At 34.1% G+C, this 12,883-nt stretch carries 14 protein-coding genes; 1 reads left to right on the plus strand and 13 read right to left on the minus strand.

Features of this window, described 5'->3' with window-relative positions:
• Positions 1–362 precede the first annotated feature (362 nt).
• From SO785_RS08015 to SO785_RS08035, 5 genes are all read right to left on the minus strand, one after another.
• The gene (locus tag SO785_RS08015; protein ID WP_011254053.1) at positions 363–1,184 is read right to left on the minus strand and encodes an alpha/beta hydrolase; all 822 of its coding nucleotides are present in this window, start codon (positions 1,182–1,184) and stop codon (positions 363–365) included.
• Positions 1,156–1,941 carry a YibE/F family protein gene (locus tag SO785_RS08020; protein ID WP_003548732.1) on the minus strand — a complete coding sequence of 262 codons (786 nt, stop codon included), beginning with the start codon at positions 1,939–1,941 and terminating at the stop codon, positions 1,156–1,158. Before SO785_RS08020 ends, SO785_RS08015 begins: the two co-directional genes overlap by 29 nt.
• Positions 1,938–3,071 (minus strand): YibE/F family protein, encoded by a 1,134-nt coding sequence (locus tag SO785_RS08025; RefSeq protein WP_021874008.1) that lies wholly within the window; start codon positions 3,069–3,071, stop codon positions 1,938–1,940. The genes SO785_RS08020 and SO785_RS08025 overlap by 4 nt, the downstream gene beginning before the upstream one ends.
• Before the next feature lie 90 nt (positions 3,072–3,161).
• A complete protein-coding gene (locus SO785_RS08030) occupies positions 3,162–3,902 on the minus strand; it encodes a MerR family transcriptional regulator (protein WP_003548728.1) in 741 nt (246 codons plus the stop codon).
• Positions 3,903–3,931: 29 nt separating this feature from the next.
• Positions 3,932–5,014 carry a D-alanine--D-alanine ligase family protein gene (locus tag SO785_RS08035; protein WP_003548727.1) on the minus strand — a complete coding sequence of 361 codons (1,083 nt, stop codon included), beginning with the start codon at positions 5,012–5,014 and terminating at the stop codon, positions 3,932–3,934.
• A 152-nt stretch (positions 5,015–5,166) separates the two neighbouring features.
• Here SO785_RS08035 and SO785_RS08040 point away from each other — a divergent pair, with 152 nt between their 5' ends.
• Positions 5,167–6,405 (plus strand): CAP domain-containing protein, encoded by a 1,239-nt coding sequence (locus tag SO785_RS08040; RefSeq protein WP_011254051.1) that lies wholly within the window; start codon positions 5,167–5,169, stop codon positions 6,403–6,405.
• 45 nt (positions 6,406–6,450) lie between these two features.
• Here the strand turns inward: SO785_RS08040 and SO785_RS08045 are convergent, their stop codons facing one another.
• From SO785_RS08045 to SO785_RS08080, 8 genes are all read right to left on the minus strand, one after another.
• Positions 6,451–7,188 (minus strand): amino acid ABC transporter ATP-binding protein, encoded by a 738-nt coding sequence (locus SO785_RS08045; protein WP_011254050.1) that lies wholly within the window; start codon positions 7,186–7,188, stop codon positions 6,451–6,453.
• Entirely contained in the window at positions 7,181–8,656 is a 1,476-nt protein-coding gene (locus SO785_RS08050) for an ABC transporter substrate-binding protein/permease (protein ID WP_003548719.1), read from the minus strand. Before SO785_RS08050 ends, SO785_RS08045 begins: the two co-directional genes overlap by 8 nt.
• Before the next feature lie 126 nt (positions 8,657–8,782).
• Positions 8,783–9,607, minus strand: coding sequence for a hypothetical protein (locus SO785_RS08055; RefSeq protein ID WP_003548717.1), 825 nt, complete (start codon positions 9,605–9,607; stop codon positions 8,783–8,785).
• Positions 9,608–9,619: 12 nt separating this feature from the next.
• On the minus strand, positions 9,620–10,303 hold the full coding sequence (locus SO785_RS08060; RefSeq protein ID WP_021874007.1) for a TetR/AcrR family transcriptional regulator: 684 nt from the start codon (positions 10,301–10,303) through the stop codon (positions 9,620–9,622).
• Between the two features lie 158 nt (positions 10,304–10,461).
• Complete coding sequence (locus SO785_RS08065; RefSeq protein ID WP_003548712.1) at positions 10,462–11,448, minus strand: ribose-phosphate diphosphokinase; 987 nt, start codon at positions 11,446–11,448, stop codon at positions 10,462–10,464.
• 86 nt (positions 11,449–11,534) lie between these two features.
• Positions 11,535–11,987: an ATP-binding protein gene (locus tag SO785_RS08070; RefSeq protein WP_003548709.1), complete on the minus strand. Its 453-nt coding sequence runs from the start codon at positions 11,985–11,987 to the stop codon at positions 11,535–11,537.
• A 141-nt stretch (positions 11,988–12,128) separates the two neighbouring features.
• The gene (locus SO785_RS08075) at positions 12,129–12,320 is read right to left on the minus strand and encodes a hypothetical protein (RefSeq protein ID WP_021874006.1); all 192 of its coding nucleotides are present in this window, start codon (positions 12,318–12,320) and stop codon (positions 12,129–12,131) included.
• A gap of 142 nt (positions 12,321–12,462) precedes the next feature.
• Positions 12,463–12,741, minus strand: coding sequence for an AlbA family DNA-binding domain-containing protein (locus tag SO785_RS08080; RefSeq protein WP_003548706.1), 279 nt, complete (start codon positions 12,739–12,741; stop codon positions 12,463–12,465).
• Positions 12,742–12,883 lie beyond the last annotated feature (142 nt).

Genomic DNA, 12,883 nt, shown 5'->3' on the forward strand with positions numbered 1-12,883 from the left:
TGGAAGAGAGTTGAAACAGTTCTAGCTTTGATACAGCATATAAATGGAATTGTTTATTTTAATAAAACAACCTCACATTCTGTGGCTGTACGACGTAGACGCACAATTATGCTCAAGTTAAAAGAATATACGCATGATAATAAAATTTAATAGTATAGGCGAAAAAAGTTCTCATACGTGAGAACTTTTTTTGGATATCATATTGCTATACCAAGAAGGAGGAAGGTGGACCTCCATGAGCCTTTGGAAAATAAAAAAGCCAGCTACGATCAAGCTTACTCTTAAGATTAACTTGATTATAGTTAGCTTCAAAATCCATTTGGCTTGGGAATAAACCCTTTGAAAGGAACGGACCCTTTTTATTATTCGCCCCATTCACTCTTCAACCATTCCATTGCTAAATTAAACCAATGAGCTACATGCGGATTTTCTTGCCATTCGCGTTCCTTAGTTTGTACATTGTGGCGTGCTAAAGAAAAGCCATGATAACCGTGATTAAATAAGTGTGCCTCAGCTGACACCTTATTCTTATTTAACGCTGCCAGATATTCAATTGAATTGCCAATCAGGACAACAGGGTCATCCCAAGCTTGAAAAACAAATGTGTCTGGTGTTTCACGTGTAACTCCTAATGCACTATCAAGAATTTTCTTCTCACTAGGCATCTTATCCATTTGATCTTTTGGAATAGGAAATCCAATCTTCTCAATATTAATCAGTGGATAGCCCAAAATTGATTTATTAGGTAATACTTCATCTTTTTTTAAGCCATACTTTTCTTGATATTCTGGATCAATCGCCATATTGTTAGCCACACTAACTACATGTCCACCAGCCGAGAAGCCAATCGTTAAAATGCGTTCAGGATCCAAATGATACTCATCTGCACGATCTCTAAAATATTTTACTGTAGTTAAAACATCAAGACCCGCATCTGGATAAATTTTTCCTTCATCATGTACTAAGTTATATTCCATGACAACACTGTTAAATCCTTGATTATTAAAAGCTAATGCAACTGGTTCGCCTTCTCTTTTAGATAAATGCTCAAAACTGCCACCAGGAACTACGATAGCCAAAGGCCTTTTTTGTTCTACCAACTCTGGATTTTGCTCCAAAATATAAGTATGTACCTTATATTGGCGATCATTAAAGTTAGTTAGTGTCAGATTTTCTATTTTCATTTTTTACTCCCTTCTTGCTCATTCCTCTAGATAACATAAATGAAGATAACGGTACTGTTAATATAACGCCAATTAACGAATACATGATAATTAATGCTTCATTAACAAAAAGTTTTTCATTAACTACTTCACCTGGAGTATATCCCAAACGGAAATACCATAGAAATAATGACAAAAAGCTGCCAAACATCCCAAATAAGATAGTGTTCATTGCAGTACCCAAAACATCATTACCAATTGTCGTTCCACTAGCCATTAATTCTTCTTCACTAATATTAGGATTATGCTTTTTTATTTCAAGCAAACCTGAACTCATCGCAACCGCTGCTTCTGCAATTGCACCTAAAGTTGAAAAGATGGCTACTGTTACTGCAATCATCGGATAACTTAATCCGGGCATTTGTGATAAACCAACTAACAATTCTCCAGCTTCTGGTCCCAGGCCTGCAGCTTGTGCTAAATATTGGCATCCCCAAATAAATAAACTAACTATCAAACACACCAAAAAACTAGAATAAAATGAGTTCTTAGCTACCGTATAATCATGCGTTCCCAAGAAAATGATCGTCACTAATTTCAATGGAATAAAAATTAAAGTTAAGACAGCAATATTTATGCCCCATGAAATTAACATCGCTACCAAAATTAATAGCAAAGTATTAATCAAAACACTAAAGAAACTTCGAATTCCAGTCTCACCACCTACGATTGTCATTAATATTGCCAAAACAATAATTAAGGCCATTAAGGTACTCATTTATTCTCACCTTCTTTTTTAAATAAGCTCTTCCAATCTCTATCCTTTATAAAGAATAAGCTACATCCCGTTGCAAAAATTACCGTTAGAACTATTCCGATGGCCGAAATTACACTTTGAGTAGCTCCAAGTGATAATGTGAAACCAAACGTTGAAGCTAGAGTATTATTATCGCGTAAATATAAAATTGTTTCTGGTAAAGCACCCGCAATAAAGATTAAGACTAATACATTAATAAGTGGTCCCATAATTTCTTGTCCCATTGTACGACCACTTTGGACTAACTGCTTCATCGTGATATCTTTCTTAGTTTGGATCAATTCATACAAACTAGAAACAATATCTGTAGCTTCATCCATTACAGCACCTAAAATTCCAATTAGGGTTTGCGCCAAAAATAAACCACGTGGATCTTGCGTTGCATAATCACCGGTTTCATATTTCATTTCAGACTCACCAGTTAACTTCATAATTACATAGCAAAGCGCAAATGAAACAAATACTCCTAAAAGGGTTGCTAGCCAAGTTACTAGCATCTTTTTATTAAATCCTTGCACAATTAATAGACTAAAGAATGAAAAAATAATATCTGCAAGACCGAATAACAAAATAATGTGTGACTCATTTAAATGAACGTCCCAAACTATTATCAAGTAAAAAAGCACCCAACTAATTGCCATCGAAATTACTAACGCAATCGAATGTTTACCAGAAATTGTCACCATTAAAGCTAATGTGATCGTAACCACTAACACTAATACCCAATCACGTTTAGGATTAACAATTGCTGGATCTCCCTTTTTGATATTAACAAAAATTCTCTGGTGAACATGGTACTTCTGCGTAGTTAATTGTGAAGGATAATATACATTTTTAGTAGTATACGTCTCCCCCTTATGTTTACCAGATAAAATCTTCAAATGTAATATCTGCTGTCTAGTTTGATCTTGATTTTTATAGACATCTTCATTCTTCTCAATTAACGTATCTTTGATCTTATCATCGGTAATTAGTGCAACCTCGTCCTTTTGATAAATGTCTGTTGCAAAATACGTTAATACTGTTAACACGGCGCCAACTATCGCAACGATAATTGCTGCAGTGTATTTCTTTTTCCATTTAAAATTCATTACAACAACTTCCTAAATTTATATATAGCTTTACTGTAAAACAAAAGGTGACCCAATGTTAGGTCACCTTTCAATTCTTAACTTTTTTGTTTAAAATTTAAAAATTCTTTGCCACCAATGCTCTTTTGGAGTTGAAAGCTGCATATCTTCCAAAGTGCGATGAACGTTTGCAGTTGCACGCTTTTTAGCATTTTCTTTTGCTTTAGAAATAATTTCGTCACGCATTTCATCTTGACTCTTATGCATGTCCTTTTTTACTTCTTCACGTTTTTCTTCAACATTCTTCTCTTTTTCATCTGCACTAACGATACCTGAAATATCAGGTAAAGCAGCTATCTTATCAGTATTATCTGGAGCAGATAATTGCTTTTGTGCTTCAATTAAATCTTGATTTTGTTTTTGAATTACATTTAATTGTTTTTGCAAAGAACTAATTGCGTCATTTTGTTTTGAGATAGTTTGTTGCAAAGTATTGAGAAGTTTAACCACTTCTTGAGTATCCATCATATCAGTACTCGTGTACGTGGTTTTATTTTTATTTTCTTCAGTATTATCTACTTTTTTCTCACTAACTGCATAAATTTGACGAGCTGCTTCTTGCAAAGTTAAACCACTATTTTTAGATAATCGGTGAAATGCCTTTAAGTCATCAATATCCTTTTGATGATATAAACGTGCCTTTTGCTTAGTACGGGCAAAGTAATCCGCATTGCCTGTTACTTTTTCCACGATTAGAGAATACTTTCTCAATGTGGCAACACTAATACCTAATTCTTGTGCAGCTGCCTTAGGTGCAGCTAATTCTTCAAAATCATGCTTGTTAGTTGTCATTAAAATCTACCTCTACAAAAATTCGGCGTTTAATCATGCTTGTGAAGCAATGTCTTCTTGTGGTCAAAACGATCCATACCTGCTTGGATTAAGCGAGTAATCAATTCAGTGTAAGGAATACCAGCTTCTTCGAATAACTTAGGATACATACTGATATTAGTAAAACCAGGAAGTGCATTCACTTCAGTTAATACTACTTTACCATCTGGAGTAAGCATAGAATCAATTCTTGCCATACCACTACATTCAGTAATTTCGTAAACCTTCCGAGCATTTTCTCTGACAGTATCAACAATATCTTGTGGTAAATCTGCAGGAATTTGCAACTTAGAAGTTGAATTATCATCATACTTATTTTCGTAAGTATAGAATGAGCCTTTTGCATTGGTGATTTGTCCAACACCTGCTACAATTGGCTTATCGTTGCCAAGGACAGCAGTTTCAACTTCGGTGCCAGGAACAGTTTCTTCAACTAAAACCTTATCATCGTACTTGAATGCTTCTTCTAATGCTGCAGCATATTCTTCAGCATTAGTTACATGGTTAACGCCAACTGATGAACCTTGGTTAGATGGTTTTACAAACATATCATGACCAAGCTTTTCAGCTACTTTTTCATAATTAAGTTTATCATTATTCTTATCATCGTATTCAAAACGCTTGATTGAAATCCAATCAGCTACTGGAACACCAACTCTTTGAGCTAAAATCTTGGTAAATTCCTTATCCATAGTTGCAGCTGCAGCTAAGACATCGTCACCTACAAATGGCTTGTTCATCAAGCGAAACAATCCCTGTAAGACCCCATCTTCACCTAAATTACCGTGAACAATTGGGAAGAATACATCAATCTCTGGTAAATTCTTCAATTCAATAATATTTGAAATATTATTTACCTTATGTGGATTTTCCACTTGATACGAAGGATCTTCTAAGACTTTGAAGCTTTCTTCTTCACTTGCAAAGTATCCTTCATTAGTAATCCAAATTGGATGTACATCAAATTTATCTTTATCAATTGCCTTATAAATATTATGACCTGAAACGATTGATACTTCATATTCTGATGAGTTACCACCAAAAATTAATCCGACTTGTATTTTTTTAGTCATTGTTTTATACCTCTTTTAAATGTTCCAATCCTTAATTATACGCAAAGAATACCAGAAAAACTCAAAATAGTAGAATATTTTTAACTAAAGCCTTTTCATTATGTTTTATAATTAATTAAATGGATTAATGTAGCACTAGAAGGGAGTTAAATATGTTTACCAAAAAATTCTCCATTGCGACTGCCATTGCAATATTTCTTACATCTTTTGCCAGTCAAACTACTTCTGCAGCAACTTTTACTACACAAGAAATTAACGAAATACACAATTTTCAAAAAGAATATGCAGCTCTAGACAAAACTAATTATGACAATTCAAATATTTACGCTAAAAAACCACATTTAAGTAAAAAATTTAATGCTGGTAGTTTGAATTCTAAATACATTCAAACGCAGATTGATTATATCAATTATTACCGCTCTATTTTTAACTTGCCCGCAGTTGCCACTACTAAAGTTTTAAATAGTAATGCACAAAAAACTGCAGCGGTCATGGCAGCTGTTAATGCAAATCCTTTTATAAATCAACATGGTCTGCCTAGCGAAAAAAAACCAAATTATATTTCAAAATCTATCTGGAAATTGGCTAAAGATACTTCTGAAACTTCCAATTTAAATTTTAACGTATCTCCGCAATCTGCAGGTGATGTAATTACTGATTTAATCACAGATCATTATAATTTAACTGGCTCAGATACTGGACACCGCGCATGGATTCTTTCAACTAGATTAACTAACACTGGAATTGGCGCTGCTTATGGTAATAATGGATATCGATATTCTGTTCAAAAAGTTTTAAACGCTAATGACATGTTTCATGTAGCCAGTCAACCAATCGTAACTTACCCAAGTATCCGTCTTTTTCCTTTTGAGCTTGCTAAAGGAAAAAACATTGTCTGGTCAATTTACTTATCAGATAAAACCATTAAGTCTATTCCTTCAATTACAATTACTGATTTAGATACTAATACAGTTACTTCTGGTGTAAACGTAAAAAATTATAGTTCAAGTGGTTATGGTAATTTTAAGACACTCCTTACTTACTCACCCGGTAAAACTCAAATTATTCCAGGTCATGAATATGAAATAAATATTCAAGGAGTGTATAAATATACATTTAAATTATTCAAACAAGATGCCACCAATGATACAACTAATTATGCAACTGCTACTAAAAATATTGCCAATAAACCAACTGCATCTTTGAGTAATATGACGAATGTCCAATCACCGCTCTTACTACAAAATAAAATTTTGCGTGCTGTAATTATTCCAAAATCCACTACTGCTTCTAACACTAACATCATAATTAATACCCTCACTAAAAAGGGATGGAATCAAAATTTTTTTATAAAACAGTACGCATTGCAAAACATCGCCACAATAAATTGAAATAAAAAGCAACTATTGTCAAATTCACAATAGTTGCTTTTACTTTTATAAAACTTTGGATAAAAAGTCTTTTGCTCTATCACTTTTTGGATGTTCAAAAATTTGTTCAGGTGTGCCTTTTTCTTGTAAATAGCCATCTGCCATAAACCAAACTTCATCGGCTACTTCTCTAGCAAACCCCATTTCATGGGTCACAATAACCATTGTCATTCCAGAATTAGCCAAATCTTGCATAGTTTTCAAAACTTCGCCTACCATTTCAGGATCAAGAGCACTCGTTGGTTCATCAAAAAGCATTACTTCTGGATCCATTGCTAAAGCTCTAGCAATAGCTACACGTTGTTGTTGCCCCCCTGACAAACTACTTGGAAATTGTTTAGCTCGATCAACTAATCCTACCTTTTCAAGTAATGCCATTCCTTTTTCTTCAGCAGACGCTTCATCTACACCCTTTACTTTCATAGGTGCAAGTTTAATGTTCTCGATCACATTCATATTAGGGAAAAGATTAAAGTTTTGGAAAACCATTCCCATCTTTTCTCGTAATTGATCAAGCTCCTTACCATCCTTTAAACTAGCTAAATCAGTGCCATCAAAAACAATTTTTCCAGCCTTTGGATGTTCAAGCACGTTAAGACAACGCAACAATGTACTCTTCCCTGATCCTGATGGACCAATAATACAAATTACCTGTCCTTTGTCTACTGAAGCTGAAATATCCTTTAAAACTTCGTTTTTTCCAAAATTCTTCTTCAGATGTTGAATATCTAGCATTTTAGTCATTATGTTTCATCCGTCTTTCGAAATAATTAAGTAATCTAGTTAAAGTAAACGTCATGATGAAGTAAATAATCATCGCAATGAATAATGGTAAAACACCACGGTAAGTTGAAGTTTGGATCAATTCAGTTTGGTACATTAACTCCGTTACTCCGATTACTGAAACCAAGGAACTGTCCTTTAATAAAGTAATAAACTCGTTACCAAGGGCCGGCCAAATATTCTTCAATGCTTGGGGAATAACAACATAGCGATATGCCTTAGCTTGACTCAAACCTAATGATCTAGCAGCTTCTGTTTGACCTTTAGCAACAGATGCAATACCTGATCTAATATCTTCAGCAACATACGCACCTGAATTAAGTCCAATAGCAATAATACCAGCAACAAGTGCGGATAAATTAGAAATAAGAGTCCCAACACCGAAGTAAACGAATAAAATTTGAACCATTTGCGGAGTACCACGAATAAATTCAATGTAGCAAACTGCTATACCATGTAATAATTTATTCTTAGATAAACGCATAAGTGCAAGAAGCATCCCTAAGATAATACCGATTAAAACTGAAAAGATAGTAATTACAATTGTGTAGCCAATACCTTTAACAAAGTATGGGGCATATTTGGCCATTGTGTTACTCTTTTGCGCAGTTTTCATATACTTAGCAGCTTCAGGTAAATATTCTTTATTAATTAAGTTTTTCTTTTCAACCCGATTTATAGTCTTGTTAACTGCTCTAATTAAGCCAGGTTGACCTTTAGCAACAGCCACGGCGTTACCTGCTTGTTCTTCACGCAAATCACTTCTAACTGCCATCAAACTATTATCATTTTTGGCATAAGCTTTAGCAGTCAACTCTTCCATAACAACACCAGACATCTTGCCTGATTTTAATGCCAAAACTAAGTTATTAATTTTACCCAGTCCTTTTGCCTTGGACTTTTTCATTTGTGATTGAATTAATTGATATTGAATACTACCCGTCTGTGCACCAACGGTTTGACCAGCAAAGTCTTTAATTTTCTTATATTTAGCTTGATCACGTTTATTGATTAAGAAATATTCACCACTCGGCTTGTAGTAAATCTTTGAGAAATCCACACTCTTTTTTCTTTCAGGATTAGGTGTCATAGCTGAAATAACCATGTCTACCTTTCCTGTTTCAAGTGCTACAAGTAGAGAATCAAAACTCATATTCTTAATGACTAGCTTTGCATGTAGATCTTTTGCAATATCCTTAGCCAATTCTATATCGACCCCTACGTATTTTGTATTGCCACCCACACTGGTTGTAAATTCAAGTGGGGGATAATCAGCTGAAGTACCCACCACTAATTCTTTAGATTGTTTAATCTTCTTCATTACTGTGCCATCTTCTACTTTTTTGGCTGCAGAAACTGACTGATTAAACAAAAAAAGAGTTGAAATCAGTGTTATGAAAGCAAGAAAAATAATCTTTGCTTTTTTCATGTAACTCGCCTAGCTCTTTCGTTAAATATATAAAAATTTATTAATTATTTTTTAATTGTACGTAAAAATTAATTTTTTTGCAAGAGAAAACGTAACCATCCTTGAATGATTACGTTTTCTGAAATTTTATTTAGCTGCTGTTGCTTGCCATGGAATAGCACAAATAACATAAATGATTACACCAGTAATTACATAATCTAAAAATACGCTGCTGCCTATCTCCAATAAAAAGCCAAATTCAATATTGTCAACATCAAAAATAACGGGCACTATGGCCATTAATCCAAAAATAAGAATTAACCAAAAACCGGCCCACATTCCTGCTGCGGCGATATCATGGATAAGCATACGAACAGTAGATTTAGTTTTCATATCATTTAATAATGAAATCATCGAAATTATCGTCACAATGATAATAATAATGTTCACTATAAACAATAATCCTGCAATATTGGCTCCTAAGGTAACTATATTCAGATTAAATGCTCTAATAATCACATATAGTGCATTCGATTTTTGCTTTTTCAACTTACTGTTAACTTCTTGTGCACCACTTGAAGAGCCTTTATCTATTCCTTTATCAATATCCGTTAAGATTTGATTAGCGAGTTTAGAATTATTAACCTTAATCCAGTGAATTCCTAGAGAATAATCAATTACATGGTCAGCAATGGGTTGGGTTTGCGCACTAGCAAGCAAATTTGAGTTATCTACACTGCTTGCACCAACAAGATCAGCTAATGAATTAAAGCCTTTATTCACCTGTCTTACAACTACCGCTTCATTATAACTAGTTCTAATTTGCTTTTTCATAAAAAATGGATTTAGAAAAGTAGCTGTTATTAGAGACAGTGAAGCAATTAAAAAGATTACAAATGCTAACGTTCTCTTATATTGCGTGTTTTGCTCCTGTCCTATTCGTCGCAAATCAGCTCTTTTGCCTTCAACCATGACGATTCCCCTTTAGCTGAAAATTTCTTTACCTTCATCAAACATTGTATCAATTGCTCGGTGAACTGCTTCCATATCAGCTGTTTCAATAATATCGTGTCCATCTTTTAGTGCTTGTTCAATTTCACTAGAAGAACAACGTAAGAAACTATACATTAACGCACTAGTCGCATAATCAGCAAGTTCTTCTGCTGATAAATGATGCTTTTTGCGATCATGATACAAGCGGCCAATCCCATTTGTTACAAATGCAATTCCTGTTTCTAGTTCAGCTTCATCAACATCAATATCATCAAACAAATGATTTTCCTTGATCCAATCATTAAGCATGATGCCCCAATTATCTAAGGAAGCATTACTGATGAAGGCTTCAGAAATAATTCGATCCAAACCTTCATCATGCATTCCCAAAATGGCAATTGTATAAATAAAAGCCTTGGTTCTAGCATATGGTGCATTGCTATTAGCCATATCGTAATTATTTACTTGTTCCCCTGATGTATTAAATAAATTACGAATAATATCATTAGTTAATTTGGCTTTATGCGGATAATATGATTGCAACAGGGATTTGGAAATGCCTGATTTTCCCGCAATCATTTGCAAAGAAACATTATCCATTCCATTTTCTCTGATCAGATGAAAAGTATTTCCAAGAATTACTCTTCGTCTCTTCATGTTTTTCCGTCGTGCCATTTCTATTCCTCAAACTTTCTCTGTTCTATCTATACAACACAAATCAATTATATCAATCATTGCTATTTATAAATAGTTATATGTTTTGTGGTTGATTAACAAAAAATAACCCTCACTATAACAATGAGGATTATTTTTATCAACTTAATTATTATATTTTATTTTAAACGATTTTGCTCATCAAAAATTTGGTGAATTGAACGATCGTTGTAAACATAGTCGATACCGCGTGCAAGAAGTTGATCAACAGAAATACGAACCATTCTATCTGGATAACGATTATGCTTGATAGTATCAGTTACAACAATTTGTTCAATTGGCAATTCGTTAATTACTTCAGTTGCGTTCTTAGAAAGAAGTGCATGAGTTGCAGCAACATAAACCTTCTTGGCACCTGATGCTAAAACTGACTTAGTTGAAGATGAAATACGAGAACCTGTGTCGATTAAATCATCAACTATAATACACTTCTTATCCTTTACATCCCCAATAATATCGTGAACTTCTGTATCATAGCGTGCACCACGTTGGTCAACAATAGCAATAGGAGCATTGAAGTATTGACCGAAGTTACGTGCAAGCTTAGCACCTGAGTGATCAGGTGAAACAACAACAATATCATCGTCTTCCTTAGTAGCAATACCATTGTCTAAGAAGTATTGTGCAAGAAGTGGAATAGCGTGTAAGTGATCTACTGGAGTATTGTAGAAGCCTTGAATTTGTGAAGCGTGCAAATCAACAGTGATCAAACGATCCATACCAGTTAATTGAAGCAAGTTAGCAATAAGCTTAGCAGTAATTGGTTCACGTGAACGAGTCTTTGTATCTGAACGTGAATATGCCAAGTATGGAACTACTACGTTAATTCTGTGAGCTGAAGCACGGTGAAGTGCGTCCAAAACAATTTCAAGTTCCATGAAGTTTTCGTTAACTGGATCTTGGATAGATTGGATAACGAAAACATCGCAACCTCTGACAGTTTCGCCAATATTAACTTGAATTTCACCATCGCTAAAGTGATGAACTGCAGTTTCAATAAGTGGTTGATGCAAAATTGAAGCAATCTTTTCATTTAATGCGGGATTACCACCTAACCCGATCACCTTCATTGGGTGCAATAATTGATGGAGTTCTTCCTTGTTCATAGCTACCTCTTCTGAATTTTAAAAATCATATACAGGTCCATTATATACGAAAAAGCGCCTCTTATAAATAAAAGAGACGTTTCTTTCTATTTTGATCGACGATATCTTGTGCCACGACCATTTCCTATCTTTACTACATAACCTTTTTGAATTAATTCATCCAAAAGTTTTAAAACCTGATTTTTACTAAAAGAAGTCTCTTGACTGATGTTAGAGCTTGATAGTGGCATATTTTGTAAAATTGTATACACCTCATTGCCATCTTTTGAGACACCTTGAAGTTCTGTCTTAACTACCGGCAAAATGATCTTAATGGAATTTTCGTAAATTAAAAATTGAGGTTGACTTTTACTATCAGCGTAAGCAGCGAGTATCCTTTGAATTCCTGTACCAAATTGCTCAATTAATCCTAATCTAAAGAAAATATTAGCAATAATTAGATTACGCAAAATAGAAAGCTGGCCAGCTAAATATTCTTCTTTACTTAAACCTTTAGGCAATCCACCTGGGGATGTCACTTCAACTCGATCATCAAACATTGCTACTTTAATCTGTGCATTTACATCCCAGGTTCGATGAACGATCGTATTAGCAATTGCTTCTCTGAATGCCTCTTCAGGTATCTGCTCAATTTTTCTACGATATGCACCATCGATTACTTTATTTTGATAATATTGACGCTATTTTTGTAGTGCATCCTGATAAAGCTTTAGTATAGAAACATTTTCCACCTGAGTGCGATCAAGCATGACATTAATATTATCGTCAAATTTAACTAAATCGATGCCTCGGTAATCATTCTCGTCTGCAAAAAGTGCACCAGCATTGGTATATCCACCGTCTTTTTCTCGCAAACCTAATGTAATTAACAAATCCGATGTAAGTTTTTTGATACCAATCTTTTTTGCAAGGCTTTTTCTAGAATAGAAAAGTGCAGATCGGTTGCATGAGATAGCAAACTATCGTATGAACGATTCTGTGCCTCTAAGATGAGACGAGATAATTCTAAAAAATCTACTGGTACAGACGCACTATCATTCCTTTTATAAGCTTTTTCTTTGTAAAAATATGGGGGGGATATAGTCCCTGATAAACTTTTAACGTAATTACATTAGTCTGTTCATCAATATGTAAACGATAATCGACTTGCGGTCTAATTGCATCATTAATCTTATTTTGAATATTTAAGCATGTTTGAACTGGATCTTTCACTCCAACTACTGTTCCGTCATCTTTAATACCGAATTTAATTTCTCCATCACCATAATTTGCAAATGTACTGACTGTTTTCAAAAAAGTATTAGTTATCGTTTCTTTAAATTCTAAATTATAGCATTTGCGTCCAAAAAAGGACGCAAATTTACAATTTTACGTTTCAAAAAGGACGTAAAAAGGTGAAGTGGGCCGTAAAAGTTAGACACTTTTACGGCTTTTA

It is taken from the genome of Lactobacillus acidophilus (assembly GCF_034298135.1).
GTDB lineage: Bacteria > Bacillota > Bacilli > Lactobacillales > Lactobacillaceae > Lactobacillus > Lactobacillus acidophilus.